24 protein-coding genes are annotated in these 26,188 nt (G+C 61.7%); 11 read left to right on the top strand and 13 right to left on the bottom strand.

Annotation, left to right across the window (positions count from 1 at the left end; all coding sequences use genetic code 11):
* Positions 1-41: 41 nt before the first annotated feature.
* From ABEB22_RS13265 to ABEB22_RS13240, 6 genes are all read right to left on the bottom strand, one after another.
* Positions 42-497, bottom strand: coding sequence for a heme-degrading domain-containing protein (locus ABEB22_RS13265; RefSeq protein ID WP_406870533.1), 456 nt, complete (start codon positions 495-497; stop codon positions 42-44).
* Between the two features lie 124 nt (positions 498-621).
* Complete coding sequence (gene tpiA / locus ABEB22_RS13260; protein WP_406870532.1) at positions 622-1,362, bottom strand: triose-phosphate isomerase; 741 nt, start codon at positions 1,360-1,362, stop codon at positions 622-624.
* Between the two features lie 92 nt (positions 1,363-1,454).
* Positions 1,455-1,859, bottom strand: coding sequence for an iron-sulfur cluster assembly accessory protein (locus ABEB22_RS13255; protein ID WP_339112406.1), 405 nt, complete (start codon positions 1,857-1,859; stop codon positions 1,455-1,457).
* 27 nt (positions 1,860-1,886) lie between these two features.
* Positions 1,887-2,666, bottom strand: a complete 780-nt coding sequence (locus tag ABEB22_RS13250; protein WP_406870531.1) for a DUF3307 domain-containing protein — start codon at positions 2,664-2,666, stop codon at positions 1,887-1,889.
* On the bottom strand, positions 2,663-3,247 hold the full coding sequence (locus ABEB22_RS13245) for a MarR family transcriptional regulator (protein ID WP_406870530.1): 585 nt from the start codon (positions 3,245-3,247) through the stop codon (positions 2,663-2,665). Before ABEB22_RS13245 ends, ABEB22_RS13250 begins: the two co-directional genes overlap by 4 nt.
* A 60-nt stretch (positions 3,248-3,307) precedes the next feature.
* Positions 3,308-3,679 (bottom strand): SUF system Fe-S cluster assembly protein, encoded by a 372-nt coding sequence (locus tag ABEB22_RS13240; protein WP_339112409.1) that lies wholly within the window; start codon positions 3,677-3,679, stop codon positions 3,308-3,310.
* Between the two features lie 244 nt (positions 3,680-3,923).
* On the opposite strand from ABEB22_RS13240, the gene ABEB22_RS13235 reads away from it, so the two are divergent.
* Entirely contained in the window at positions 3,924-4,760 is an 837-nt protein-coding gene (locus ABEB22_RS13235) for an alpha/beta hydrolase (RefSeq protein WP_406870529.1), read from the top strand.
* A 12-nt stretch (positions 4,761-4,772) separates the two neighbouring features.
* On the opposite strand, the gene ABEB22_RS13230 is transcribed toward ABEB22_RS13235, so the two are convergent.
* Positions 4,773-5,948 (bottom strand): ROK family protein, encoded by a 1,176-nt coding sequence (locus tag ABEB22_RS13230; protein ID WP_406870528.1) that lies wholly within the window; start codon positions 5,946-5,948, stop codon positions 4,773-4,775.
* Between the two features lie 204 nt (positions 5,949-6,152).
* On the bottom strand, positions 6,153-6,716 hold the full coding sequence (locus ABEB22_RS13225; RefSeq protein WP_406870527.1) for a TetR/AcrR family transcriptional regulator: 564 nt from the start codon (positions 6,714-6,716) through the stop codon (positions 6,153-6,155).
* Positions 6,717-7,043: 327 nt separating this feature from the next.
* On the opposite strand from ABEB22_RS13225, the gene ABEB22_RS13220 reads away from it, so the two are divergent.
* The 5 genes from ABEB22_RS13220 (at position 7,044) to ugpC (ending at position 13,632) form a co-directional block, all read left to right on the top strand.
* Positions 7,044-9,233, top strand: coding sequence for an NADP-dependent isocitrate dehydrogenase (locus tag ABEB22_RS13220; RefSeq protein WP_406870526.1), 2,190 nt, complete (start codon positions 7,044-7,046; stop codon positions 9,231-9,233).
* Positions 9,234-9,426: 193 nt separating this feature from the next.
* Positions 9,427-10,743 (top strand): sn-glycerol-3-phosphate ABC transporter substrate-binding protein UgpB, encoded by a 1,317-nt coding sequence (gene ugpB, locus ABEB22_RS13215; RefSeq protein WP_406870525.1) that lies wholly within the window; start codon positions 9,427-9,429, stop codon positions 10,741-10,743.
* Between the two features lie 67 nt (positions 10,744-10,810).
* A complete protein-coding gene (gene ugpA / locus ABEB22_RS13210) occupies positions 10,811-11,695 on the top strand; it encodes a sn-glycerol-3-phosphate ABC transporter permease UgpA (RefSeq protein ID WP_406870524.1) in 885 nt (294 codons plus the stop codon).
* A 1-nt stretch (position 11,696) separates the two neighbouring features.
* Positions 11,697-12,545 (top strand): sn-glycerol-3-phosphate ABC transporter permease UgpE, encoded by an 849-nt coding sequence (ugpE, locus tag ABEB22_RS13205; RefSeq protein ID WP_406870523.1) that lies wholly within the window; start codon positions 11,697-11,699, stop codon positions 12,543-12,545.
* Between the two features lies 1 nt (position 12,546).
* Complete coding sequence (gene ugpC, locus ABEB22_RS13200) at positions 12,547-13,632, top strand: sn-glycerol-3-phosphate ABC transporter ATP-binding protein UgpC (RefSeq protein ID WP_406870522.1); 1,086 nt, start codon at positions 12,547-12,549, stop codon at positions 13,630-13,632.
* A gap of 47 nt (positions 13,633-13,679) precedes the next feature.
* Here ugpC and ABEB22_RS13195 read toward each other — a convergent pair whose 3' ends face one another.
* Together ABEB22_RS13195 and ABEB22_RS13190 are read right to left on the bottom strand one after the other, a co-directional pair.
* Positions 13,680-14,081, bottom strand: a complete 402-nt coding sequence (locus tag ABEB22_RS13195) for a DUF2177 family protein (RefSeq protein ID WP_339112418.1) — start codon at positions 14,079-14,081, stop codon at positions 13,680-13,682.
* Positions 14,082-14,153: 72 nt separating this feature from the next.
* The gene (locus ABEB22_RS13190; RefSeq protein ID WP_406870521.1) at positions 14,154-15,230 is read right to left on the bottom strand and encodes a dipeptidase; all 1,077 of its coding nucleotides are present in this window, start codon (positions 15,228-15,230) and stop codon (positions 14,154-14,156) included.
* Between the two features lie 135 nt (positions 15,231-15,365).
* On the opposite strand from ABEB22_RS13190, the gene ABEB22_RS13185 reads away from it, so the two are divergent.
* Complete coding sequence (locus tag ABEB22_RS13185; RefSeq protein ID WP_339112420.1) at positions 15,366-16,265, top strand: LysR family transcriptional regulator; 900 nt, start codon at positions 15,366-15,368, stop codon at positions 16,263-16,265.
* Positions 16,266-16,657: 392 nt separating this feature from the next.
* Here the strand turns inward: ABEB22_RS13185 and ABEB22_RS13180 are convergent, their stop codons facing one another.
* The 3 genes from ABEB22_RS13180 to ABEB22_RS13170 all read right to left on the bottom strand — a co-directional run bounded on the left by ABEB22_RS13180 (position 16,658) and on the right by ABEB22_RS13170 (position 22,020).
* Positions 16,658-17,527 (bottom strand): hypothetical protein, encoded by an 870-nt coding sequence (locus ABEB22_RS13180; protein ID WP_339112421.1) that lies wholly within the window; start codon positions 17,525-17,527, stop codon positions 16,658-16,660.
* Positions 17,528-17,673: 146 nt separating this feature from the next.
* The gene (locus ABEB22_RS13175) at positions 17,674-20,781 is read right to left on the bottom strand and encodes an efflux RND transporter permease subunit (RefSeq protein WP_350934128.1); all 3,108 of its coding nucleotides are present in this window, start codon (positions 20,779-20,781) and stop codon (positions 17,674-17,676) included.
* 6 nt (positions 20,782-20,787) lie between these two features.
* Positions 20,788-22,020, bottom strand: a complete 1,233-nt coding sequence (locus tag ABEB22_RS13170) for an efflux RND transporter periplasmic adaptor subunit (RefSeq protein ID WP_406870520.1) — start codon at positions 22,018-22,020, stop codon at positions 20,788-20,790.
* Positions 22,021-22,402: 382 nt separating this feature from the next.
* Here ABEB22_RS13170 and ABEB22_RS13165 point away from each other — a divergent pair, with 382 nt between their 5' ends.
* The 4 genes from ABEB22_RS13165 to ABEB22_RS13150 are packed head-to-tail and all read left to right on the top strand — an operon-like array spanning position 22,403 to position 26,060.
* Complete coding sequence (locus ABEB22_RS13165; protein WP_406870519.1) at positions 22,403-23,320, top strand: siderophore ABC transporter substrate-binding protein; 918 nt, start codon at positions 22,403-22,405, stop codon at positions 23,318-23,320.
* A gap of 16 nt (positions 23,321-23,336) precedes the next feature.
* Positions 23,337-24,308 carry an ABC transporter permease gene (locus ABEB22_RS13160; protein ID WP_406871154.1) on the top strand — a complete coding sequence of 324 codons (972 nt, stop codon included), beginning with the start codon at positions 23,337-23,339 and terminating at the stop codon, positions 24,306-24,308.
* Positions 24,301-25,308, top strand: coding sequence for an iron chelate uptake ABC transporter family permease subunit (locus ABEB22_RS13155; RefSeq protein ID WP_406870518.1), 1,008 nt, complete (start codon positions 24,301-24,303; stop codon positions 25,306-25,308). The genes ABEB22_RS13160 and ABEB22_RS13155 overlap by 8 nt, the downstream gene beginning before the upstream one ends.
* Positions 25,305-26,060 (top strand): ABC transporter ATP-binding protein, encoded by a 756-nt coding sequence (locus ABEB22_RS13150; RefSeq protein WP_406870517.1) that lies wholly within the window; start codon positions 25,305-25,307, stop codon positions 26,058-26,060. Before ABEB22_RS13155 ends, ABEB22_RS13150 begins: the two co-directional genes overlap by 4 nt.
* The last annotated feature ends 128 nt before the right edge of the window (positions 26,061-26,188 follow it).

Below are 26,188 nucleotides of genomic sequence, written 5' to 3'. Positions count from 1 at the left end.
CCGCCCCTCGGGGCGGCTTTCACTTTGTGGTTCGCGGGTTCCTAGAGCATGTCGCGCAGCGTCTCGACAATCATCCCGTGATCTTCCACATCGGGCAGGCCACTGACCGCGACCGCGCCCAGATAGGTGCCGTTCTTCCCCATCAGCGGCACGCCGCCACCGGTGGCGAAGTAACGGCTGTCGGGCAAGAGATAGCGCTTGTTGAAATCATGGCCTTCCTCCTCGGCCTCGATCCTCAGCGAGAGCGAGCTGCGATGGAACTGATGCGCCACCGCCCGTTTGCGCGCGGCCCAGTCGAGGTTCAGCACCGTCGCGCCCTCGAGCACCGTGCAGAACACCAGATCCGTGCCATGGCTGATGGTGATCGCCACCGGCGCCTTCTCGGTCTTGGCACGCGCCTGCAGGCGCTGGCCCAGATCCCAGATGAAATCGTAATTGAAAACGCTTAGTCCAAGCTCTGACTGCTCTTGTGCCAGAGAGGCAAGTGTATACTCCATCCGCGCTCCTCCTTGCGTGATGAACATGAAAAGGCCCGCGCGCCTGTCGGGTGATCCCGAGACGGACGATTGCGGGCGGGGCAGGCGCGGGCGGACCCGCATCTGCCAGCGGTATTCAGGGGGCTCAGGTGGCCGAGAGTGCCGAGATGATCGCGCCGAAATCGGCGGCCTTCAGGCTCGCGCCCCCCACAAGTGCGCCATCCACATTCGAGACCGCAAAGATCTCGGTGGCATTCGAGGGTTTGACCGAGCCGCCATAAAGCAAGCGCATCCCTTTGGCCTCCTCGCCAAAACGCTTGGCCAGCGTGTCGCGCATGAAATCATGCACTTCGGCAATCTGTTCGAGCGTGGGGGTGCGGCCCGTGCCGATGGCCCAGACCGGTTCGTAGGCGATAACCGTATTGGCGGCGGTGGCGGTATCGGGCACCGATCCGGCAAGCTGGGTGCCGATCACATCCAGCGTCGTGCCGGCATCGCGCTCGGCCTCGGTCTCGCCGATGCAGATCACGGCAATAAGGCCCGCCTCATAGGCGGCCAGAGATTTGGCGGCGACATCGGCGTCGCTCTCGCCATGATCGGCGCGGCGCTCGGAATGGCCCAGAATAACGGAGGTGGCACCGGCATCCTTCAGCATGGCCGCCGAGATATCGCCGGTATGCGCGCCCGAGGTCTTGGCGTGGCAATCCTGACCACCGAGTTCGATCTTGCCGGCAGCGGTTGCGGCCATAGGGGCCAGAAGCGTGGCGGGGGGGCAGATCAGCACGTCGCAGGCGGCATCGCCATGCTCTGCGACCAGCGTCTCGATCTCGGCCAGATTGGCCGCGAGCCCGTTCATTTTCCAGTTTCCGGCGGCTAGTTTCCGCATGTTGTCCTCCTCGGGAATGCAAATCGCGCCCAGACTATGTCAGGGCGCGGGCAGGGGGAAGAGGTCCGGTGAGAAGATGTTAGCGGTATCGCTCAGCCTTTCAGGCGCGGGATGCCGTCTGCGGGGGCGGCCTCGGCGCTCAGTTCATCGATATCCTTGAACTTGATCGACTCGCCGCAGCCACAGGCTTCGGCCACGTTGGGATTGCGGAATTTGAAGCCCGATTCGAGCAGGCCGTTCTCGTAATCGATCTCGGTGCCGATCATGAACATCTGCGCGGTCGGCGCGATCAGCACACGCGCCGAGCCTTCCTCAATGACCATATCCATCGGCCCCGCTTCCTGCGCGACCTCCATCGTATATTCCATACCGGCGCAGCCACCCTTCTTCACGCCGATCCGGAAACCGGCGGCGTTCTCGCGGCTCATGAGCTTGGAAATATGCTTCACGGCGGCGGGGGTCATGGTGACAGCGGGCTGTCCGGGAATGCCAAACATGGGAGACTCCTTGGATGAGCCCCCAATCTAGGGGTTCGGCACCGGAATTCCAAGGGCGGGAATGCCGATCGGCGCGAGATGTGCCAACAGGCCCAGTGTCAGATATGCACAGGCAATGGCCCATCCGAAGGAGGCGAGCGTGCCGATGATCACATATTCATTGGCCGCATTATGGTCCGGCCCGCCTTTTGCCTCGAAGCGAAGAATGGATTTGGCGGCAATCAGAAAGCCGATCCCCTGCGGCTGCGCTGTGAGGACTAATACAAAAATCAGGGCGCGTTCGAGCACGCCGATCAGTTGGCCGCCCTTGGGTAGGCCGCCTTCGGGTGCGCGGTCGGCCAGCGGGCGCATCAGGGCGCCAATGGGGAAGCCGCCCGTGCGGATGGTGAGGATTGCGCCTGCAATCAGGGCAAATACAGTGGGCAGATAGGAGATCAAAGGGCTTTGGAGCTGCGTCCAAAGCGTTTGCGACCACAGATCGGGCAGGGCCAGCACCACGGCCACGATCACCGCCAGATGCGCCATCTGGTCGGCCATGAAGACCTGTAGAGCAGGCCCGCGCAAAGCGGGCTTGGCCAGATCGATCAGGAAATGGCTCAGCAGGATCAGGCCAAGGGCCGCAAGCGCGTCGGGCGCGGGCAGGATGATCCCGAGCACCAGCAGATGCACGCCGGTATGGGCGACGAGCGCGGGCAGTCGGGTGCGCATCCCGCGCTGCCCCTTGGCATGAGCCATCCTTGCCGGCTGAAAGATGAAATCCCCTAGCAGATGCGCCAGCAGCAGGGCGGAGAAGCTCTCGGCACTCATGGCGCCTCCCATAGCGTAAGGGCGCCGGAGATGGCGCTATAGCCCGCACCTTGCAGGGCCTGCGCCACGGCCTGACGGGATTTGCCCAACTGATCGGCCACGCTTTGTTGCGGTGGCGTAGGCAGAGCGAGCATCGGGCACATCGCTTCGGCCTGTTTCTGTGTCCAGCCGTGGCTGAGCGCATCGGCAAGGCAGGTGGCCGCCGACCAAGCCCCGCCCGAGGCATGGCGGATCTCCGCTCCCGTCATCTGGTCCAGAAGCCGCCCTGAGGCGACAAAACCCGGCCCTTGTGCCCTGTTCAGATCGCCGTTTTCGGGAATGTTACCGGTTCCCCGCGCAATCGCGATCCGCGTCTCCAGCCGTGGATCGAGCGCGCGAAGGCAGGCGCGGACCATCAGCGCAAGCCGCAGGTCATAGGCGGGCTGTGCCAGTGCCATCTGCCAGCCATCGCCGCGATGACGGTTGAACCATGCCGGCCCGAGCCCTTGCAGGCCGGTCATAGACGAAAACCCCGCCTCGACGAGATCGGGGGGCAGGCCGGTCGAACCGACGAGGTCACCTGTGAGAATAGCGAGATCCATAGGCAAGCATTATGACTTGCCTATGGCGTAATGCAAGGGGTCTGGCTTGCGAAAGGGCCGTTACATGAAGCCCAGTTCGAGCCGCGCCTCATCGGACATCATATCCATGCCCCATTGCGGATCGAAGGTCATCTCGACATCGACGGATTTGATTCCAGCGACGCAGGAGACCGCATCCTGCACCCAGCCGGGCATTTCGCCCGCCACAGGGCAGCCGGGAGCGGTGAGGGTCATGATGATCTGCACATCATCCTCGTCGCTGATCTCGATCGTATAGATGAGACCCAGATCGTAGATATTCACCGGAATTTCCGGATCAAACACGGTCCGGCACGCGGCAACCACCGAATCATACATCGGATGGTCGATCGTGGAGGGCTTGATCAAGGGAGCGCCTTCCATCGGTGCGTCTTGCTGTGTTTCGGACGTCATAGGAAATTCCCGGATTGGATACGAATAGTTGAGTATTGATATAGGGATTGGCGCGGGCTTCGTAAAGTGCGCAGGAGAACACAGGCGAGGTATGGACTGTGGGGGTGGGACTTTGTGACATCAACGGGGCGTGAGCACGGGACCAACAGGTAACGGGGCTGGCCAAAAAAGGGACCTGTATCTGGCCGATCGCACGAGGATAGGGTAGGCCGGTCGGGATATATTCGCAAGGCAGGGGGCAGAGATGACAGAAGACCTGAAGCTGCGCCGACGGGTGCTGCCGCTTCTGGCGGGGCTGCCGCTGCTTCTGGCGGGCAGATCCGCGAAGGCGGAGAAGGGACAGGCGGAGGTGCGGCTCGATGGAACGGAAGAACTTAGCCTGCCATCGGATATGGGCGATTTCGTCATCCGCATTGCCTATCCCGAGGCGCCCGCACCGGCGGGGGGATATGGTGTGATCTATGCGCTGGATGCAGGCTGGAGCTTCGGCACCCTGCGCGATGCGGTGCGGCTGCGCGGGCAGGACCCCGCGCGGGCGGACGCAGCCCCCGTGGCGGTGGTGGCCATCGGTTGGCCTGCGCGTGATCTTGTCGATATGGCGCGGCGCACGCAGGATCTGACCGGGGCGGGGGTCGAGCGGCTTCTCGGCTGGATGAAGGCTGTGCTGATGCCCGAGATAGAGACGCGCTTTGCCTGCGATCCGGCGCAGCGGATGATCTGCGGCCACTCCTTTGGCGGGTCTTTCGCACTGCAGGCGCGCCGCCTTGCGCCCGGTCTCTTCTCGCATGTCGCCGCGGGCAGCCCGTCGATCTGGACCGATCCGCAGGTGCTCTTGGGAGCGGCCAAGGGCGAGGGCAAACTGTTTATCACCATTGGCGGGCAGGAGACCGCCCATGCCGCCGAGGCCGCCCATCAGCCCGCCGACCGCGTGGCGCGGATCCGCGAGCGCGACATGATGGGGCGGGCACGCCAGATGGCCGAAGGCGCGGGCGTGCCGCTGAAGATCTATGACGGGTTGTCGCATGGCGCCTCGGCCACGCCGTTCTATGCGGATGCGGTGAGTTTCCTGCGGCAGGCCTGAGGGCGTGTGCGCTCAGCTCAGGAAATAGAGCGAGAAGATCGGCGCGGCCGCAGCGCCAATGGCGCGCGCGTTATGGCCTGTCTTGGCTTCCAGCACATCGGGAGGCAGGATGCCGTTCATCTCGAGCGCCGCCAATGTCTCGCGCACCTTGACAACCAGCTGTGCCCGAACCGGTTCGGGGAAAGCCCCGTCAATCACCAATGCCTGAAAATCGACCACTGCACAGGCTTCGCGGGCAGCTTGTGCAATCGCCTTGGCGCTACGGTCGAGCCACGGTTCCAGAAGCGACTGATAGGGGGTCCAGTCCTGCGGCATCCGCCACATCCCCGCCGCATCCATCCCCGCATCACGGATCGCGGCCTCCAGCAGGAAGATCGAGGCCTCATCGGCCAGCGTCGTCCTCTGCCCCTCGATCGACATCACCCGCAGCGCGCCCAGCATGCCCGCGTTATGGCGGTTGCCTTCGACCACGGCGCCATTGAGCGAAATCCCGCCCGTCAGATAGGATCCCAGAAAGACATTGGCGAAATCGCTGACCTCGCGCCCGCGCCCGTAATATTGCTCGGCGCAGCAGGCGGCCGTGCCGTCATTGATCAGGCTGACAGGCAGCTTGCTGAACTCGGCCACGCGCTCGACCAGATCGCAGCCCAGCCATTCGGGAAAATGCCTGCCCGCGATATCGCAGCTTTCGGTGGCCCGCCACAGATCCAGCGGCGCGGTAATCCCGATGCCGCAAAGGCGCCCGACCTGCTCGGGGCGCAGCTCGCCCGACAGCGAGGCGATACCCTCTTTCAGATAGTCCAGGATCAGCTGCGGGGTGGGGCGCTCGTAAGTGCATTGGCTTTGCGCCAGCACCTGACCGTCCAGCGCCATCATCACCAGATCCGAGGTCCGGCGCCCGATCTTCAGCCCGAAGCTGATCGCACCGTCGGGATTGATGCCCATCGGCAGCGAGGGCTTGCCCACGCGCCCGCGCTGCGGTTTGCCGCGCAGCAGGAACCCGTCCGTTTCGAGGCGGCGCAGGATAGTGGAGATCGTCTGGGCGGACAGATCGATCCGTTTGGCAATCTCGGCACCCGGCAGGGCACCATCGCGATGGATGAGGCTGAGAACGAGACGCTCGTTATGGGCACGCACACCGGTGTGGTTGACGCCCAGCCGCTGCGAGGAAAATTCCCCACCATCCATGATTGCTCTCCTTGAAGGCGGATATCCGTATCGCTGACATGGTTGGCTGTAGGATGCGCAGTCGCAGGGTGCGGCCGCGCGCTTTTATGTAAAAAGCTGACCAGTCAGATCGAGATACTAGCGTAGTTTCGACGAATGGTCGAGAGAGTGGCCGGTGCTTTTGCCACAAACCGCCGATTTCGGAGGTGACGTCGCGGCGGGCGCTCACTCGCCGCCGAGCAGCGCCGCCAGCATGCCCACCGCGATCTCGTCGAGCAGCGTCTGCTGTTCTTCCGACAGGAGCGCGGTCGGAAGAACGGGCGAGGAGATTTTCATGCCCAGAAACAGCATCGAGACCGCCACGATCTCCACACGGAACTTCTCGCCATGTTCGGCAATGAGCGGATCGACGAAAAGCCTCTGCACCGCGTCCTGGATCTGCGGCTTTACGGCCTCGCAGGCCAGAGACTGACTGATGATCGGGAGCGGGCCGTAATTCAGCGTGCGCAGATCGCCATTGCGGATACGTTCGATGATGAAGCGCGTGAAGGTCGAGCAGCGCTTGGCATCCTCGAAGCACATCTCGAGGGCGCGGTCGATCACGGCCTGGAATAGCTTTTGCTTGCCGCCCTGTGAACGGTGCAGATAGGCGACATCGACCCCCACATCGGCGGCAATGTCGCGAAGATTGCACGCATCAAAGCTGCGCGCTGAGAAATGATCATGCGCAACCTCGATCATACGATCGCGGGTCGTCGAGGAGGCTGGGGAGGTGACAGTTTTGATCATCGGACCTTGAGTGCCAGCATCACGATACACCCGTGGGGATATATATCGGGCCTTTGGCAATAGAGAGGGTGGAATATCGGGTTCATGCGACCGTAGCGGTCTCATAACACGTTGTCCACGCGTCATTCTTTAAGGGCGGGTAAATTGTTGCCCTAGAGTTATTTTGGCACCGGTTCCTTGCAGCAAGGAGCGTGGTATACGGTTGCACACATTGACTTGGCGACGGACGCGGGTTACCCGTTTGCAAATCATGCGCGGCGGGTCCAGTCTGCGCACAACTCTTTCCCAACGGGCATCTGCCCAAGACCAGCTCGGAGACCGTTCTTCATGGCAAACAAGACCCCCGATATCATCTACACCATTGTTGACGAAGCGCCCCAGCTGGCGTCGGGCTCGCTTCTGCCGATCGTGAGCGCCTTTGCAGGTGCGGCAGGTCTGGGTGTTGAGACGCGCGATATCTCGCTTGCGGGCCGTATTCTGGCGACCTTCCCCGATTACCTGACCGATGATCAGAAGATCACCGATGATCTGGCCGAACTGGGCGAGCTGGTGAAGACGCCCGAGGCCAATGTCATCAAGCTGCCGAATATCTCGGCTTCGGTGCCGCAGCTGACCGCCGCGATCAAGGAATTGCAGGCGCAGGGCTACAAGCTGCCCGACTATCCCTACGAGCCCTCGACCGACGAGGAAAAGGACGTGCGTGCGCGCTACGACACCATCAAGGGCTCGGCGGTGAACCCCGTCCTGCGCGAGGGCAACTCGGACCGTCGCTCGGCCAAAGCGGTCAAGAACTACGCCATGCAGCACCCCCATTCGATGGGCGAATGGTCGAAAGACAGCAAGACCACCGTCGCCTCGATGCCCGGCGATGACTTCTTTGCCAACGAGAAATCGGCGACTCTGTCGGACGCCACTGGCGCGAAGATCGTCTTCACCGCCGAAGACGGCACCGAGACCGTTCTGAAATCGGGTCTGAAATATCAGGCCGGCGAGATCGTCGATGCGACCTTCCTCTCGGCCAAGGCGCTCAATGCGTTTGTCAAAGCCGAGATCGAGAGCATGGAGCCGGGCGTGCTGTTCTCTGTCCATCTCAAAGCCACGATGATGAAGGTCTCCGACCCGATCATCTTCGGCCATTTCGTGTCGGTCTATCTGGAAGACTTCCTTGCCAAGCATGGCGAGACCGTGAAGGCATTGGGCTTCAACCCCAATGGCGGCATCGGTGATCTGGAAGCCCGCATCAAGGGCAATGCCGAGCTGGAAGCGGACCTGAAGGCAGCGCTGGCCGCCAAGCCGCCGATGTATATGGTCAATTCCGACAAGGGTATCACCAACCTGCACGTTCCTTCGGATGTGATCATCGACGCGTCGATGCCCGCCGTGATCCGCGCAGGCGGTATCGGCTGGGGTCCGGATGGCAAAGCTGCCGACACCAAATGCTGCATTCCGGATAACTCCTATGCCGGCGTCTATGACGAGACGATCAATTACTTCAAGGAGACCGGCAAGCTGGACGTGACCACCTGTGGCGCGGTCTCCAACGTGGGTCTGATGGCGCAGAAAGCCGAAGAATACGGCTCGCACCCGACCACCTTCGAGATCGCAGCCAATGGCAAGGTCGAGATCGTTCTGGACAATGGCACCGTGCTGCATTCGCACACTGTCGAAGCAGGCGATATCTGGCGCTCGGCCACGGTCAAGAAAGCGCCGATCGAGGACTGGATCCGTCTGGCGATCCGCCGCACCAAGGCCACCGGCCTTGCGGCCTTCTGGCTCGATGCCAACCGCGCCCATGACGCCGAGCTGATCAAATATGTCGAACCCGCTCTGAAAGAGGCCGGTATCGAGATCCCGATCATGGCGCCGCGCGAAGCCACCCGCTTTACCTTCGTCGAGATGCGCAAGGGCAATGACGTGGTCACCATCACAGGCAACGTGCTGCGCGACTACCTGACCGACCTCTTCCCGATCCTCGAGCTGGGCACCTCGGCCAAGATGCTCTCGATCGTGTCGCTGATGCAGGGCGGCGGTCTGTTCGAGACCGGTGCAGGTGGCTCGGCCCCCAAACACGTCCAGCAGCTGGTCGAAGAGAACCACCTGCGCTGGGACAGCCTTGGCGAGTTCTGCGCGCTTGGCGAGAGCTTCAAGTTCCTGGCCGAGAAGGGCAATGCGAAGGCAGGCGTTCTGGCGGCAGCGGTCGAGGATGCGACCCAGAAGGTGCTCGAGGACAACCGCTCGCCCGAGCGCAAGGTCGGCCAGCCCGATAACCGTTCGTCGCATTACTGGTTTGCCCGTTACTGGGCCGTGGCGATGGCAGCCCAGGACGAGGATGCCGAGCTGAAGGCGCATTTCGCCCCCATCGCCAAGGCACTTGTGGACGGCGAGGATGCGATCCTCGGCGAGCTGAAAGCGGCAGAGGGCAAGGCCGTGGATCTGGGTGGCTACTACCACGCCGATCCCGCTAAGGTCGCAGCGGTAATGCGCCCCTCGGCCACGCTGAACGCGATCATCGGCTGATCCAACGGCGTTGAATGATACGGAAAAAGGGGGCTCGAAGCCCCCTTTTTTATGCCGGACCACTTCAGATAGCGCAAATCCTGCCCTGAGCCAGCTTGTCAAAAAACCTTAATACAAATGGCAAGGAGACGTCACATAGGCGCTTTAGCGCTTCGCTCAACAGATCACGACAGCCTCACGAAGGGGATAGAAGATGTTGAAGACGTTGATGATGGGCACCGCACTTGTGGCGGCCTCGGCAACCATGGCGGCGGCCAAGACGCAGGTCACTTGGTGGCATGCGATGGGCGGCGAGCTGGGCCAGAAGCTCGAAGAGATCGTGGCCGATTACAACGCCAGCCAGGATGAATATGAAGTCATTCCGACTTATAAAGGCACCTATACCGAAACGATGACTGGGGCGATCGCCGCGTTCCGCGCCAAGCAGCAGCCCGATATCGTGCAGGTCTTCGAGGTGGGCACCGGAACGATGATGGCGGCCAAGGGCGCGGTCTATCCGGTCTACCAGCTGATGAAGGATGCGGGCGCCGATTTCGACCCCGATGCCTATCTTCCGGCGGTCGCGGGCTATTACACCGACACCGATGGCAATATGCTCTCGATGCCCTTCAACTCCTCGACCCCTGTCCTCTATTACAACAAGGACGAGTTTGCCAAAGCGGGTCTCGACCCGAACACGCCGCCCAAGACCTGGGCCGATATGGAAGCCTTCTCCAAGAAGATCGTCGAGTCGGGCGCGGCGGAGTGCGGTTTCACCAGTGCATGGATCTCATGGGCGCAGACCGAGAATTTCTCGGCATGGCACAATCTGCCAATCGGCACGATGGAGAACGGTTTCGGCGGGCTTGGTGCCGAGCTGACGCTGGCTGATGACCTGCGTGCGCGTCACTGGGGCAATCTGGCCAAATGGCAGAAAGAGGGTCTTTACCGCTATGCCGGTCCGGGCGGTGGCGATGACGCAAACCCCGCCTTCCAGTCGGGCACCTGTGCGATGGTCATGAACTCCTCGGGGTCGCGCGCGGGTCTGATGGCGAATTCCAGATTCGATGTCGGCGTCGGCATGCTGCCCTATTACGATGATGTCGCGGGCGCACCGCAGAACTCGATCATCGGCGGCGCGACGCTCTGGGTCCTGCAGGGCCACTCGAAAGAGGAATATAAGGGTGTGGCCGATTTCTTCACCTATCTCTCCTCGCCGGAAGTGCAGGCCGATTGGCACCAGTTCTCGGGCTATCTGCCGATCACCAAAGCGGCCTATTCGCTCAGCCAGGAGCAGGGCTATTACGAGCAGAACCCCGGCGCGGATGTGGCGATCAAGCAGATCACGCTGAACACTCCTACCGAGAATTCTAAAGGTCTGCGCTTTGGCAATTACGTCCAGATCCGCTCGATCATCGATGAGGAATTCGAGGCGCTTCTGGGCGGTAAGAAAACCGCGATGGAGGCCCTGCAGTCGGTTGACGAGCGCGGCAACAAGCTCCTGCGCGAGTTCGAGAAAGCCAACCAGTAACGGCTGACACAGTCCGCGAAGGCCCGCGCATCCGGCGGGCCTTCGTGCCGTTTGACAGGATCTGACGATGCAGACCAAAAAGACGATCTTCCGCTCAAAAGGGCTGCCCTATCTGCTCCTTGCCCCGCAGCTGGTGATCACCGTGATCTTCTTCCTCTGGCCTGCGGGGCAGGCCATGTGGCAGAGCTTCCTGCGGCAGGATGCGTTCGGGTTTTCCACGCAATTCGTGGGGCTCGAAAACTATATCGCGCTGTTTGAGGATCCGAGCTATCTGAACTCCTTCAAGGTCACGGCGGTGTTCTCGGTGCTGGTGGCGGGCGTGTCGATGGGGGCGGGGCTGTTGTTTGCCGCCTGTGTGGACCGCGTGATCCGCGCCAACCGCGCCTATACCACGCTTCTGGTCTGGCCCTATGCGGTGGCACCTGCGGTGGCAGGGGTTTTGTGGTGGTTCATGTTCAACCCGACCATTGGCATTATGTCCTATGCACTGCGCCAGCTGGGCTATGACTGGAACCAGTCGACCCATGCAAGTGATGCGATGATCCTTGTGGTGCTGGCGGCGAGCTGGAAACAGATCAGCTATAATTTCCTGTTCTTCGTGGCGGGGTTGCAGGCCATTCCAGCCTCATTGCGCGAGGCGGCGGCCATTGATGGCGCAGGCCCCGTGCGACGCTTCTGGAGCGTGGTCTTCCCTCTTCTGTCGCCTACGACCTTCTTCCTGTTGGTCATCAACATCACCTATACGATGTTCGACACCTTTGCCGTGATCGATGCGGCGACCGCGGGCGGACCGGCGCAAGCCACCAATATCCTTGTCTACAAGGTCTATCAGGACGGGTTCGTGGGGCTCAACATGGGGGCGTCGGCGGCGCAATCGGTGGTGCTGATGGGCATCGTCATCGCGCTGACCGTGATCCAGTTCCGCTATATCGAACGTAAGGTGGAGTATTGAGATGGTCGAGAACAGACCGCTTCTGACAATCCTGTCGCATGTCATCCTGATCCTCGGTGTGGCGGCCGTGGCGCTGCCCGTGTGGCTTGCGCTTGTGGCCTCCACCCATCCGACCTCGAGTTTCGTGTCGGGCACCGTGCCCTTGTGGTTCGGCTCCGAGGGGATCAGATCCTATCTCACCATGCTGGGTCAGGGGGTCTCGACCTCGGGCACGCCGCCGCTGGTGCATATGCTGTTCAACAGCCTCGTGATGGCGCTGACCATCACCATCGGCAAGATCGCGATCTCGATCACCTCGGCCTTTGCCATCTGCTATTTCCGCTTTCCGGGCCGGCAGCTGGCCTTCTGGATGATCTTCATCACGCTGATGCTGCCTGTCGAGGTGCGGATCGTGCCGACCTTCGAGGTGGTGGCCAATCTGGGGCTCCTCAACTCTTATGCGGGCCTGTCCATCCCGCTTATCGCCTCGGCCACGGCGACCTTCCTTTTCCGGCAGGTGTTCCTGACACTGCCCGATGAGCTGACCGAGGCCGCGCGGATCGACGGGGCGGGGCCGCTGAAATTCTTCTGGGATCATGCGCTGCCGCTGTCGCGCACCAATATCGCGGCGCTTTCGGTGATTTTGTTCATCTATGGCTGGAACCAGTATCTCTGGCCGCTGATCGTCACCACCGACGAGCGCTATTACACCATTGTCATGGGGATCAAACGGATGGCTTCGGTCGTCGATGATATCCCGCGCTGGAACGAGGTCATGGCGACTGTCGTGCTGGCCATGCTGCCCCCCGTGATCGTGGTGATCGCAATGCAGAAGCTCTTTGTCAAAGGGCTTGTCGAGACGGAGAAATAACATGGCCGCAATTACCCTATCGGAAGTCGTCAAGACCTATGCAGGCGCTACGGCCCCCACGGTGAAGAGCGTCGATCTGACCATCGAGGATGGCGAGTTCTGCGTGCTGGTCGGGCCATCAGGCTGCGGGAAATCCACGTTGTTGCGGATGATCGCGGGGCTTGAAACGGTGACGGGCGGCGAGATCGCCATTGGCGGACGGGTCGTGAACGAACTCGAGCCGATGGATCGCGACATCGCGATGGTGTTCCAGAACTACGCGCTCTATCCGCATATGTCGGTGCGCGAGAACCTGTCTTACGGGCTGAAAAACCGCCGCATGCCCAAGCCCGAGATTGCCGCGCGTGTCGAGGACGTCGCCCGTATCCTGCAGATCGGGCCGTTCCTCGACCGCAAGCCGCGTGCGCTGTCGGGCGGGCAACGCCAGCGGGTGGCGATGGGGCGCGCCATCGTGCGGGAGCCTTCGGTCTTCCTGTTCGACGAGCCGCTCTCCAACCTCGATGCGAAACTGCGCGTATCGATGCGCGGCGAGATCAAGCAGCTGCAAAAGCGCCTTGGCACCACCTCGGTCTATGTCACCCATGACCAGATGGAGGCGATGACACTGGCCGATAAGCTGGTCGTGCTCAATGGCGGGCAGATCGAACAGGTGGGCACGCCGCTCGAGTTGTATCGCACTCCGCAGACCGTGTTTGTTGCGGGCTTCATCGGCTCGCCGGGGATGAACCTGATCGATGCGCGGATCGAGAACAATGTGCTGATGGTCGATGATCTGGCCATTGCTGCGGATGTGCCGGGGCGCGGCGAGGTCGTGGCGGGGCTCAGGCCCGAGATGGTCACCCTGCGGGCAGGCGCGGGGGCGTTCCGCACCGCTTATGTCGAGGATCTGGGCAATAGCCGCCTTGTGCATGGCACGCTGGGTGGCCAGCCCTTTGCCGCGCAGGTGCCGCCCGAAACGGAGATCGAGCCGAACATGCAGCTTGCGGTCGACCCCGCCGGCCTGCATCTTTTCGATCCGATCACGGGGCGGCGTATCGGGCAGAGCGCGCATCCCGCGACACAGACCCCGCAGTTGATGGGCATTTGAGCAATACGCGATTGCATAAATGCAGCGGAAAGGCGCGCGCCTTTCCGTCAGTCGAAGAGACGCGCCACCAGCACACCGAGCCACAGCGAGACACCGGTCAGCACCGTGCCCCAGAGCGTATCGGTGATGACCTGCTCCCACGACCAGTCGCGCATCACCGCGAGCGAGGTGAACTCGTAGGTGCCATAGGCTAGCGCCCCCAGCACCGCCCCGTTGATCAGCGCCTGCACCGGCGCATCGGCACGAAGTGCGGGCAGGCTGACCAGAAATACCGCGCCCGCCACATAGGCCAGATAGAAGACCGCCGCAGGCCCCATGCGGAACGGATCGGCATAGAGGTCCGAGATATGGCGGTCGAAGACCGGTTTCACGATGAATTTCAGCCCGACCATATCGAGACCGAGAAAAATGATTGTGGAGGCGATATAGGCCGAGAGGATCTGGAGCATGGGGCTCTCCTTTTGGAACTGTTGCAAGAGCAACGCCGCCCATGGCGCGGAAGTTTCAGCGTCTTGCGGAAATCATGCGCCCCAGGTCCGTTCCAGCAACCCCAGCCAGTTCTCATGGGCGATCTTCTTTACCAGATCCTCGCCAAAGCCGTGATCGAGCATTGCCTGCAGCAATCTGGGCAGGCCCGAGACATCGCCAAGACAGGACGGAATGTCGGCCCCGTCGAAATCCGAGCCGAGCCCGATATGATCCTCGCCGAGGATCGACAGAAGGTGGTCGAGATGGCGCATCATCTCGTCCCAGCCGCAATCGCCGCGCATCCCGTCAGGGCGCAGGAATTGCGTGGCATAATTGAGGCCGACCATCCCGCCGGTCTCGCGGATCTGCGTCAGTTGGCGATCGGTCAGATTGCGCGCCGATGGCGTGACCACATGCGCATTGGAATGGGTGGCCACCAGAGGTGCGTCGCTCAGGCGGGCCACATCGTCGAAGCCCTTCTCGTTGAGATGGCTCAGATCGATCATGATCCTCAGCGCATTGCATTCACGGATCAGGTCCTTGCCCGCCATGGTCAGCCCGTCGCCGGTATCGGGGGAGGAGGGATAGGCAAAGGGCACCCCGTGGCCAAAGACGGTGGGCCGCGACCAGACCGGTCCGAGCGAGCGCAGCCCCGCCGCGTGCCAGACATAGAGCGAATCCAGATCGGGGCTGATCGCCTCCGCGCCCTCCATATGCAGAATCGCCGCGATCTTTCCGGCGGCCATCGCGGCCCGGATCTGGGCGGATGTCCTGCAAATTTGCAGATCGCCCTTGCGTTCGAGCCACATCAGATGGCCGGTCTCGGCCAATGCTACATCCACCGCTTCGGTCATCGGCATCATTGGTGGCAGATCGAGGCAATAGGGCGGGTTATCCATCGCGGCAAACATCTGCGCCAGATCGCCCGACATCGGCGAGGGGGTGTAGATGGCAAAAAAGCCGCCTGCAAAATTTCCTGCCTTGGCGCGCGGTAGGTCGATCTGTCCGCGACCATCCGCACCGCTCCAGATCGCCTCGCGGCGGGCAGGATCTTTCAAAAGCCGCAGCAGGAAGTCGTTATGGCCGTCGAAAACGGGGATCTGGGGCAAACTGGACACGAAACTCTCCATCGGATTTCTGGGCGCGGGCTGCCCGGAAGGCCGCACCTGCGCTAATGAGTCGCAGTGAACACCCTTTGCCGGATGTGTAAAAGAGCCGATTGCGTCGAATTGACATTCATATTTCTGCAGAGCTACATTGCACAAATGCAGCATGAATTCGACTGGAACGATCTGAAGTTCTTTCTTGCACTTCACAGATCAAAACGCATGGTCGCGGCCGCGCAGGCGCTCGGGATCGACCAGACCACAATCGCACGGCGTGTGCGCCAGCTGGAGAAATCCATTGGCGCGCAGCTTTTCACCAAATCTCCCGATGGCTACGAGGTCACGCCCGCGGGCGAACGTATCCTGCCGATGGCGCTCGAGATCGAGCGCGCGACAGGGCGGGCCCGCGAGGAGATCGGGGGCGAGGCGGGACGCGCCTCGGGCACCGTCAGGGTGGGCGCGCCCGACGGTCTGGGGATCCACTTCGTGGCGCCCGTGCTCACGCAATTCCAAGAGGAGTATCCCGATATCCGGATCGAGCTTTTGGTCCGCTCGCGCACGTTCCGGCTGTCTCGGCAAGAGGCGCACCTAACGTTTTCAATGGCTTTGCCGACATCAGGGCGGCTTCTGGCACGGCGGATGACGGAATACCATCTGGGGTTCTACGCCTCGCGGGACTATCTGGCAAAGCATGGAACGCCCAAGACGATCGATGACCTTAAGGCCCATAACTATGTGGGCTATGTCGACGAGCTGCTGCCCACGGATGCGATGCGCTATCAGGTCGAGCTGGGGATCACCAATCCCGTGCTCTTCGGTTCGAACTCGATCCTCGCGCAGCGTGAGGCTATCCGGGAGGGCGCGGGGATCGGTGTGCTGCCCGCCTATGTTATCCATGACGATCCCGATCTCGTGCCGATCCTCGCGCCGCGCCATGTGCTCAAGCGCACGATGTGGATCCTGTCGCACCAGTCCACCGAAGACCTCGCGCGGGTCCGGCTTGTCTCGGAATATTTACAGAACGCGACCCGCGCATCGCGGGCCCGTTTCGTGTTGTGACGCCGCGTCCCGAGGGCGGAATCCGGATTTGATTGACCCTAGGTAAATCAAGAAACTTGAATAACCCGCTGGACGTCGGATGCGCCACATGCTTCAACTGCCTTACACGGTTCGAACCTGTCGTGCTTGGGTCCGGATCGAGTGGGAGGAACGACAATGATGCCGGTTGCATATCGGCTCTCGGGGAGGGGAGCTGGTGTCGGGTTGGAGGACCCTCGGTGTGATTGCTGTGGATCTGCAAGTCAGATCAAATAAGGACCGTATCGTGCCCCTGATCGGGGAGGACAGGCGCGGCGCGATACGGTCCACTTTTTTCAGGCACGCAGAGTGGCGCCCGATGGGCGCCTTTTTCAGTTTATACGCCGGGCCGGCAAGGCCACGTCCGGCAGAACCTAACCCGGGAAGATCCGCGCCATCTCGCGGTCGAATTTCGCCCATGTCATAGTGGCCTTGTTGCCCGCATATCCATGGTAATGCGATTGCCCGGTCGAGGTCGGCAGGCCGGCCCAGATCTTGGCGAGATTGTTCATGAAGCTCTGACGCGAGAGCGTGCCCGCCATCAGTCTGCTCAGCCCCGCTTCCTCGAGGAGCAGGTCTGCCAGTCGGTCCTGGATATCGGGGCTGAACCGGGTGCTGGTGTCCAGCTCCAGCATATTGGCAAGCCGCCTGAGCGTGGTCGGGATGAACTGGTAGCGCCCGATGGCATGGGGCTGGCCGGGGGTCGCGTCGATCCATTGGTAGATCTGGCCCAGCGTCATCTGGCTCGGCGCGCGTGCGGGGCGGCGCTTGGCACCGTAATTGACCGCGTCATACCCCGCAGGGCCAGCTTCTGCTTGCGCGATCAGGTGACGGATCCATTGGGCCTCATCCGAGCCCTGCCGCATGAAGGGCGCAAGACGGGCGATCGGCTCCATCGGGTCCATCAGGCTGTCAGGGTTCTCGGCGGTGCGGTTGGCACGCACACGGCGCGGCATGGGGGCAAAGAAGCTCGAGCCTCCGGTGCCGGCAAAGAGGCTACCAGGCAGGAGCGGCCCCGCCTCCGCAGCGACAGCCGCCGCCTGCTCCTTGGTGGGAAGGCTTGCCAGCTCGACCAGCGGAGTGGCGGCCGACTGGCCTTGCAAAGACGGGATGAGGGCCTGCGAACGCTCGACAGTGCCTCCCTGCGCGGCCAGCAGCGACACAGGCTGCGCCGCGACCGGCGCGGTCGCGAGGCTGGCGAGGGCGAGCGGCAGGGCGCGCAAGAAAAAGCCATACTGGCACATAGGCAATCCCGGGTTCTGGATGTCCCTGTGTTTCTGCCAGCGATATCTTCAGAAATCGTTTATGCGCACGAAGACTCGCGCCGGAGGCAAGCGTATGAAAGAGGCCCCGGATCGCTCCGGGGCCTTTGCAGTCGGTTTTCAGGATTTCAGAGCTTCTCGCCCCGCACGCTCTTGTCGGAGATCTTGCGGATCAGGACATAGAAGCTCGGGACGAGGAAAATCCCGATGAAGGTGGCCGCCACCATACCGCCCAAAACACCGATGCCGATGGCATTCTGTGCCGCAGCCCCCGCGCCCGAGGCGCGTGCCAGAGGCAGAACACCGAGCATGAAGGCGATGGAAGTCATCAGGATCGGGCGCAGACGCATCCGGGCGGCCTCGATCGTGGCCTCGTAGAGTTTCTTGCCCTCGGCCTCGAGATCCTTGGCGAATTCCACGATCAGGATCGCGTTCTTCGCGGCCAGACCGACCGTCGTCAGCAGGCCCACCTTGAAGTAGACGTCATTCGACTGGCCGAAGAGCTTGGCAGCCGCAAGCGCGCCCAGCACCCCGATCGGCACCACCAGCATGACGGAGATCGGGATCGACCAGCTTTCATAGAGCGCCGCGAGGAACAGGAAGACCACCAGAACCGAGATCGCATAGAGCATCGGTGCCTGATTGCCCGACTGGCGTTCCTGATAGGACATGCCGGTCCAGGAGGCGGAATAGCCACCATCCATATCGGCCACCAGTTTCTCCATCTCGTTCATCGCATCGCCCGAGGAGTAGCCATCCCCCGCGCTGCCCTGCACCTCGATGGCCTGTGTGCCACCGATCCGCGACAGCGAGGGCGAGACGCTCTGCCATCCGGTCGTCATGAAGGCCGAGAAGGGCACCATGTCGCCATCGGTATTGCGCGCATACCACTTGCCGATATCCTCGGGCTGCATCCGGTAGGGAGCATCCCCCTGAACGATCACCGGGTTGAGGTTGCCGTCCTGATTGTAGTCGTTGACATTGCTCGAGGCGAAAATGGTCGAGAGCATCGAATTGACCTCGGAAATGGTCAGCCCGAAGCTTTCCGCCTTCTGCTGGTCGACATTGATCTTCAGCGCGGCCTCCTCCTCGTTATTGTTCACGCGGACTGCAGAGAGCATCTTGTCCTGATTTGCCGTCGCCACGAGTTTGTTGGCTGCAGCGCGCAGTTTCTCGATGCCCTGATTGCCCTGATCCACGAGATACATCGAGAAGCCGGTCGAATTGCCCAGACCCTGAATTGCGGGCGGAAGCAGGAAGTAGATTTGACCTTTGCGGCTCGATCCGAACTTGGCCATCGCCCGCCCGACCACTGCCGAAGCCGCAGCCTGCGCATCGGTCCGGTCGTCGAAGTCCTTCAGCTTGGCAAAGAGCAGCGCGTTGTTCTGGCCGGTCCCCGTGAAGGAGAAGCCCAGCACCCCGAAGGTCGAGGTCACATAGTCCTTCTCGTCATTGAGCAGGTAGTCCTCCACCTTGGTCATCACATCCTTGGTCTGCGCCTGTGTGGCGCCTTCCTGCAATGTGATCATTACCATCACAGCGCCCTGGTCCTCCGTTGGCAGGAACGAGCTGGGCAGGTTCTTGTAGAGCACGACAACGCCGCCCACCGAGGCTGCCAGAATGACCAGCGCGATGATCGGCGCTTTCAGCAGTTTCGTGACGGTGCTGATATAGAAGTCGTTCAGCCGGTCGAAATTGCGGTTGAACCAGCGCGCGGGCGCGGGGGGCTGCTTGCCGTCGCTATGTTTGAGCATCGTCGCACAAAGCGCGGGCGTGATGATGATGGCCACCACCGCCGACAGGACCATGGCCGAGATGATCGTCACCGAGAACTGGCGATAGATCACACCGGTCGAGCCCCCGAAGAAGGCCATCGGCAGGAACACCGCCGACAGGACCAGCGCGATCCCGATCAACGCGCCCACGATCTGGCCCATCGAGCGGATCGTCGCCTGCAGTGGCGTGAGGTCGTCTTCCTCCATCACCCGCTCGACGTTTTCCACCACCACGATGGCGTCATCGACCAGGAGGCCGATGGCCAGAACCATGGCGAACATCGTCAGCGTGTTGATCGAATAGCCGAAGACCGACAGGATCCCGAAGGCCCCGAGCAGAACCACGGGCACGGCGATGATCGGGATCAGCGTCGCGCGCCATTTCTGCAAGAAGACGAGGATCACGATCAGCACGAGGCCGATGGCCTCGAAGAGCGTGTGCTCCACCTTGCCGATCGAGGCTTCCACGAAGGGCGAGGTATCATAGGCGTATTTCACCTCGACACCTGCCGGAAGGCTCTTGGCGATCTCGTCGATCTTGGCCCGCACGGCTGCCGCGGTATCCACCGCATTCGCACCGGTCGAGAGGTTCACCCCGAAGCCCGAGGCGTTCTGGCCGTTGAAGCGCGACTGGGTGCCGTAATCTTCCTGACCCAGCACGACCCGCGCCACATCGCCCAGGAAGACTGTGCCGCCATCGGCATCGGTCTTGAGAAGGATATTCTCGAAATCCTCGACCGAGGTCAGCTGGCTCTGCGCGGTGATGGTGGCGGTGAAGGTCTGCCCCGCCGTCGTGGGTTGCGAGCCTAGCGAGCCGACCGAGACGTTGGTGTTCTGCGCGGTGATCGCATCGGTCACATCTGTCGCGGTCAGATCATACTGGCGCAGTTTCAGCGGATCGAGCCAGACGCGCATTGCGTAGCCCGAGCCGAAGGAATTGATCGAGCCCACACCCTGCACCCGTTGCACCGGATCCTCAATCTGGTTGGCGACCATGTCGCCCAGCTGGATCTGGGTGTAGCGGTTGTCTTCCGATACGAGTGCTGCCACCAGCAGGATCGAACTGGAGGAGCGCGAAACGCTCACACCCTGCTGCACCACCGAATCCGGTAGCTGGCTTTCGACCTGGGAGATCTTGTTCTGCACATCGTTCTGGGCGTCGATCGGGTCGATGGACTCGTCATAGGTCAGGGTGATGCTGACCTTTCCTTCCGAGCTTTTCGACACCATGTAAAGAAGGCCATCGAGGCCGGTGAGCGCATCTTCAAGCGTGGAGGTCACCGAGTTCTGCACGGTCTCTGCGGTAGCACCTGTATAGGTGGCAGAGATCCGCACCGTTGTCGGCGCGATTTCAGGATATTGCGCCACGGGCAGCGAGGTCAGGCCAAGCGTGCCTGCCAGCATGATCGTGATCGCGATAACCCAAGCGAAAATCGGGCGGTGGATAAAGAAATTGACCATCAGCCCTTACTCGCTGGCCTTGCCGGACGCATCCGAACCGTCGGTCTGGGCATCCTCGACGACGCCTTCGTCATTGATGGTAACCGGCACTGTCTCGATCTCGGCTTCATTTTGCAGGTTCATCAACCCGTCGACGATCAGCTTGTCGCCATCTTTCAGGCCGCTGGTGACGATCCATTGATTGTTATACGAGCCGTTTGTGCTCAGGGTGACCTGCTCGGCCTTGTTCTCGTCCGAGGCGATGAAGGCGGTCAGCGTGCCGTCGCTCTTGCGGGTAGTGGCGTTTTGCGGGATCAGGATCGCCTTGGTCGTGCCAAGTGTCATCGTTACACGCAGGAACTGGCCGGGAAGCATTTTCGCATCGGGATTATCGAACTGGACGCGGTAATCCACGGTGCCGGTCGTATCCGACACGACCGCGGAGGGCGCCACCAGTTTGCCATCCCGCGGATAGACATCACCGGTTTCCAGCGTCACCTGTGCCTTTACGTCATCGCTGGTCTTTAGCGTTCCAGCCGCGATCATATCCTTGGTGCGCTGCATCTGGGCAGAGCTTTCGGAGACATCGACATAGATCGGATCGAGCCGCGTAACCGTGGTCAGCGCATCCGTCTGGTTGGCTGTAACGAGCGAGCCCACCGAGGTCTCGGGCACTTCGACCACACCGTCGATCGGGCTTTCCACATGGGTGCGGTCCAGATTGAGTTGCGCGGTCTGCAGGCTGGCCTGCGCCGATTTCACATCCGCTTTTGCCGATGCCAGCGAGGAGCGTGCATCTTCCAGTTCGGTCTGGGTCACGCCAACGCTGCGGATCTTGTCATAGCGGTTGAAGGTCGATTGTGCGGTCTGCTCGGCGGCCTGCGCCGAATCGACTGCCGCCTGCGCCGCCGCGAGTTCCGCCTCGTAGGTGTCGGGTTCGATCTCGAACAACACGGTGCCCTTTTTCACCAGCGCGCCGCGTTTATACGGGATTGCGGTGATCATGCCTTCGACGCGCGGACGGATATCGGCCTGCTCATAGGCCACTGCACGGCCGGGCAGCGTTACGATATAGGGGACGTCACTTTCCGCAACGGTAATGACGCCAACCTGTTTCGGGCCTTGCTGTGCTTGTTGCGCGCTGGCGGGAGAGGAGGTGAAAACTGTGAGGGGGGCACTGACTGCGAGCCCCAGCACGAGACCCAGAGCGGTCATCGGAACCGTAATGGGGCGGGAGAGGAAAATAATGTTTTTCGACACTGGTCCTGTCTTTCGTTTCGCGAACTGCGATTTTTGTCATTGGCCCCAACTCGTGCCGGTTTGGCTGGACGATGGGAGGGCGTCGCAGCATGAGCTAGGGCATTGCGGATAGCCTACAATATTAAACTGTACGGTTTACATGGGTAAAACTGACACAGGTTCCTGCGGATTGGCGCACAATAGCGTGAATATTCATAATACCCGCCGGCTGGGATGGAAAATACAATTAGCTGACCGTTTTTATCGGCAATCATCCTTTACCTGCATGCTAAGCTCGCTTAATTGAGAGGCGAAACCTAGCCACCGGCGCTTCGGGACTCGGCGGATTTCTCCGTAAGACAAAGCGCGAGCCATGGTGCGACCGATGAATCAGGAGGCTGATATGCAGATTTCGAAGACACTTACCGCGCTGGGGCTTGCCTTGCCGCTGGCGGTGGCGCCTCTGGCGCAGGCCTTTGCCGCCGATGTGACCGTGAAAACCGCGCGTGGCGAGGCCACCGTGCCCGAAGCGCCCAAGACCGTGGCCGTGTTCGATATGGCAGCGATGGATACGCTTGATGCGCTTGGCGTCAAACCCGCGGGCCGCCCCGACAAGCTCTATCTCTCGCGTCTGTCGGGGCTGGAAAGCGCCACCCCCGTGGGGACGCTTTTCGAGCCCGATCTCGAGGCATTGGCAGGGCTGGCACCCGATCTGACGATCATCGGCGGTCGTTCGGCAACCCAATATGACAATGTGGCCCAGCTGGGTCCGGTCATCGACATGACCATCGGCACCGATATCGTGGCCGAAGCCCGTGCGCGTCTGGAAGCCTATGGCAAGATCTTCGACAAGGAAGACAAGGCCAAGGAACTCGATGATGCACTGGTCGCAAAGCTTGCCGAGGTGCAGGACGAGGCCAAGGGCAAGGGCGATGCACTCGTCGTGATGACCAATGGTCCGAAAATCTCGGCCTTCGGTCCGGGCTCGCGGTTTGGCTGGATCCACAACGCCGTCGGCATGGCACCCGCCGCCAAGGATCTCTCGGTCGCGCCGCATGGGGATGCGATCAGCTTCGAGTTCATTGCCGAAACCAATCCGGACTGGATCTTTGTGGTTGACCGTGGTCAGGCCATTGGTGCCGACGAGCAGAAAGCCTCCGACACGCTGGATAACCCGCTGGTTGCGCAGACCAATGCTGCCAAGAATGGCCATATCGTCTATCTCAACTCCGCCGATGCCTATATCGCTGGTGGTGGCTATCAGGCGATGATGGAAATGCTGACCGAGGTCGGCAAGGCCTTCGAGGCCCAAGAAGGCTGATCTCATGGCGCGCGGGATGGTTCTGACGAGTGGGGTTCTGGTGATCGTGATCCTTTCGGGGATCTCGCTCTGTATCGGTGCGGCCACGATGGATCTGGGCGATCCGTCCGGCATGCTGGTGCTCACCGTCTCGCGCATCCCGCGCACATTGGCCGCGCTTCTCACCGGCTCGGCTCTGGCCGTGGCCGGTGTCGTTATGCAGCAGATCGTTCGCAACCGCTTTGTGGAGCCGGGCACGGCAGGCACCGCCGAGAGCGCGGCGCTGGGGCTCTTGCTGATGTCGATTTTCTGGCCCGACAGCCCGATCTGGGCCAAGATGCTGGGGGCGGCCCTGGCCGCACTCATCGGCACCTGGATCTTTGTGAAGATGATCCGCAAACTTCCGCCACGCGAGGTGCTTCTGGTGCCGCTTGCGGGCATCGTCCTGTCGGGGGTCATCGGCGCGGCGGTCACTTGGATCGGCTGGGACACCGACATGATGCAATATATCGCCACCTGGTTGATGACGGGAGAATTTTCTGGCGTTATTGCAGGCCGTTACGAGCTGTTGTGGATTGCCGGTCTCGCCGCGGTCGTGGCGTTTTTCGCAGCCGACCGCTTTGCCATCCTTGGCCTCGGACCGGAGGCTGCCACGGCTCTGGGCCTCAGCCCGCGCGCAGTGATGCGCCTTGGGCTGGTGGTGGTAGCGGTGGTGACCGCGATGGTGGTGGTCTCGGTCGGTATGATCCCCTTTGTCGGGTTGGTAGTGCCTAACATCGCTGCGCGAATACTGGGTGATAACCTGCGGAAATCCTTGCCGATGGTTGCTTTGGGCGGCGCTGGTCTGGTGCTCGCCTGTGACATTATCGGCCGGTTGATCATTGCGCCTTACGAGATCCCTGCGGGCACCATTCTTGGTGTGACCGGTGCGCTGATCTTCCTCTGGCTGCTGTGGAAGCCGCAGCGTCCGAAGAAGCGCAAACCTCTGCCGGAGAGCGCCAATGTCTGATCTGACCATGCCCGCACCCACCAGATCAGCCGGACGACATGCCTGGCTCAAGAGCCCCATCCTGTGGCTGTCCCTGTTGCTGGTTGCTGCAATGGCGATCTGGCTTTTCCAAGGATTATCAGGAAACTATCAGTTTATCCTGATGTTGCGTCTCAAGAAGATGGGTGCGCTCCTTGCGGTTGGTGCCGCGGTGGCCGTCTCGACTGTCCTCTTCCAGACCGTCTCCGCCAACCGCATCCTGACACCGGCGATCATGGGCTTTGACAGCCTCTATGCGCTGATACAGGTTCTGCTTGTCGCAGGGTTGGGCGTCACCGGTTTCGCAACCATCGGGGCGACGCCCAAATTTGTGGCCGAGACGGTCATCATGACCGTGCTGGCGCTGCTGCTTTTCGGCACGCTGCTGCGGCAGGGCGCGCGTGATATCGCGCGGATGATCCTGACGGGCGTGATCCTCGGCACGTTGTTCCGCGCGGGCGCGGGGCTGGTGGGCCGGCTTCTGGACCCCAATGCCTACGCGACCGTCCAATCGGTCACCTTCGCCAATTTCTCCCGCGCGCAGACCGATGTGCTGACGCTTGCGGCGTTGATCACGGCGCTGGCCTGCGCGATCGCGTGGTGGCTGGGGCCGCGGCTTGATGTGCTGGGTCTCGGGCGCGATCGCGCGATCGCGCTGGGGCTGGGTCACGGGCGGGTGGTGATCGGGGCGCTCGTGCTGATTGCCGTGCTCGTCTCTGTTTCGACGGCGCTGGTAGGGCCCGTGGCCTTCTTCGGCCTGATCGTCGCGGGGCTTACCCATGCCATCGCCCAACGCAAAGCCGGTGGAGCGAAACACCGCTATCTGATCCCTGTCTCGATGCTGGTCGCGATGACCATTCTCGTGGTCGGCCAGACCCTGTTCGAGCGGGTGATCGGCTCGCAGGCCACGCTCTCGGTCGTGGTCGAGTTTGTGGGGGGCATCTTCTTCCTCTATCTTCTGCTGAAAGGCAAAATCCGATGATCCGTGTGGAAAACCTCTCCTACCAGATCGACGGAAACGCGATCCTGAGCGATATCAACTGCACCATTCCCGCCGGGCAGGTGACGGCGCTGATCGGCCCCAATGGTGCGGGGAAATCGAGCCTTCTCAAACTTCTGGGCCGGATCGAGCCGCTACAGTCGGGCCGTGTGCAGATCAATGACCTCGATCTGGCCCAGACCCGCTCTGGCACGCTTGCGCGCGAGATGTCTTTCATGAGCCAGAATCTGGCCGTGGCCTCACGCCTGCGGGTGCGCGAGCTGGTGGCCTTCGGGCGCTGGCCGCATTGCCATGGCCGTCCGGGGCCGAAAGATATCGATATCTGCGAGAAGGCCCTGCGCCAGTTCGATCTTCTGACACTGGCGGACCGCTTCCTGGACGAGCTGTCCGGCGGGCAGGCGCAGCGCGCGCATCTGGCCATGACTTTCGCGCAGGATACGCCGTGGATGCTTCTCGACGAGCCACTGAACAATCTGGATATGGCGCATTCGCGCGCGCTGATGAAGCGGCTGTCGGATCTGCGCGATGCGGGGCGCTCGGTGGTGATCGTGCTGCATGATCTCAACCATGCCGCTGCGTGGGCCGATCATCTGATCGCTATGAAGAATGGCCGTATCGTGGCCGAAGGCGATGCTGACGAGGTTATCACGCCGCAGACGCTGGCGGGTCTCTACGAGACCGATGTGCAGGTGCTGCGCTATGCCGACCGGCCGCTGGTTCTGCATCACATCTGAGGGATTTTCCGCGTGTTATTGTGGCAGAGCCGACAAGCTTTGGTGAAACCTGTGCAATGCGTCTTGGCAGTGCCCCGCTTTGACCTAGGGTTGGGGAACGGCCCGCGACGGGGCCGCCCTCCCGAAGA

The organism is Thioclava sp. 'Guangxiensis' (assembly GCF_045348365.1).
In the GTDB taxonomy this organism is placed as follows: Bacteria; Pseudomonadota; Alphaproteobacteria; order Rhodobacterales; family Rhodobacteraceae; genus Thioclava; species Thioclava kandeliae.
The sequence above is the reverse complement of the archived record's forward strand: the minus strand, read 5'-3'. Positions and strand labels throughout refer to the sequence as shown.

Bases quoted from the DNA above. Each gene is read 5' to 3' on its own strand.
- ABEB22_RS13180 (WP_339112421.1), bottom strand. From the start codon at position 17,527: ATGTGCCAGTATGGCTTTTTCTTGCGCGCCCTGCCGCTCGCCCTCGCC.
- ABEB22_RS13245 (WP_406870530.1), bottom strand. From the start codon at position 3,247: ATGGATCTCGCTATTCTCACAGGTGACCTCGTCGGTTCGACCGGCCTG.
- ugpE (WP_406870523.1), top strand. From the start codon at position 11,697: ATGGTCGAGAACAGACCGCTTCTGACAATCCTGTCGCATGTCATCCTG.
- ABEB22_RS13165 (WP_406870519.1), top strand. From the start codon at position 22,403: ATGCAGATTTCGAAGACACTTACCGCGCTGGGGCTTGCCTTGCCGCTG.
- tpiA (WP_406870532.1), bottom strand. From the start codon at position 1,362: ATGCGGAAACTAGCCGCCGGAAACTGGAAAATGAACGGGCTCGCGGCC.
- ugpA (WP_406870524.1), top strand. From the start codon at position 10,811: ATGCAGACCAAAAAGACGATCTTCCGCTCAAAAGGGCTGCCCTATCTG.
- ABEB22_RS13160 (WP_406871154.1), top strand. From the start codon at position 23,337: ATGGTTCTGACGAGTGGGGTTCTGGTGATCGTGATCCTTTCGGGGATC.
- ugpC (WP_406870522.1), top strand. From the start codon at position 12,547: ATGGCCGCAATTACCCTATCGGAAGTCGTCAAGACCTATGCAGGCGCT.
- ABEB22_RS13240 (WP_339112409.1), bottom strand. From the start codon at position 3,679: ATGACGTCCGAAACACAGCAAGACGCACCGATGGAAGGCGCTCCCTTG.
- ABEB22_RS13220 (WP_406870526.1), top strand. From the start codon at position 7,044: ATGGCAAACAAGACCCCCGATATCATCTACACCATTGTTGACGAAGCG.
- ABEB22_RS13155 (WP_406870518.1), top strand. From the start codon at position 24,301: ATGTCTGATCTGACCATGCCCGCACCCACCAGATCAGCCGGACGACAT.
- ABEB22_RS13265 (WP_406870533.1), bottom strand. From the start codon at position 497: ATGGAGTATACACTTGCCTCTCTGGCACAAGAGCAGTCAGAGCTTGGA.
- ABEB22_RS13255 (WP_339112406.1), bottom strand. From the start codon at position 1,859: ATGTTTGGCATTCCCGGACAGCCCGCTGTCACCATGACCCCCGCCGCC.
- ABEB22_RS13250 (WP_406870531.1), bottom strand. From the start codon at position 2,666: ATGAGTGCCGAGAGCTTCTCCGCCCTGCTGCTGGCGCATCTGCTAGGG.
- ABEB22_RS13235 (WP_406870529.1), top strand. From the start codon at position 3,924: ATGACAGAAGACCTGAAGCTGCGCCGACGGGTGCTGCCGCTTCTGGCG.
- ABEB22_RS13150 (WP_406870517.1), top strand. From the start codon at position 25,305: ATGATCCGTGTGGAAAACCTCTCCTACCAGATCGACGGAAACGCGATC.
- ABEB22_RS13195 (WP_339112418.1), bottom strand. From the start codon at position 14,081: ATGCTCCAGATCCTCTCGGCCTATATCGCCTCCACAATCATTTTTCTC.
- ABEB22_RS13230 (WP_406870528.1), bottom strand. From the start codon at position 5,948: ATGGATGGTGGGGAATTTTCCTCGCAGCGGCTGGGCGTCAACCACACC.
- ABEB22_RS13190 (WP_406870521.1), bottom strand. From the start codon at position 15,230: ATGGAGAGTTTCGTGTCCAGTTTGCCCCAGATCCCCGTTTTCGACGGC.
- ABEB22_RS13225 (WP_406870527.1), bottom strand. From the start codon at position 6,716: ATGATCAAAACTGTCACCTCCCCAGCCTCCTCGACGACCCGCGATCGT.
- ABEB22_RS13185 (WP_339112420.1), top strand. From the start codon at position 15,366: ATGCAGCATGAATTCGACTGGAACGATCTGAAGTTCTTTCTTGCACTT.
- ugpB (WP_406870525.1), top strand. From the start codon at position 9,427: ATGTTGAAGACGTTGATGATGGGCACCGCACTTGTGGCGGCCTCGGCA.
- ABEB22_RS13175 (WP_350934128.1), bottom strand. From the start codon at position 20,781: ATGGTCAATTTCTTTATCCACCGCCCGATTTTCGCTTGGGTTATCGCG.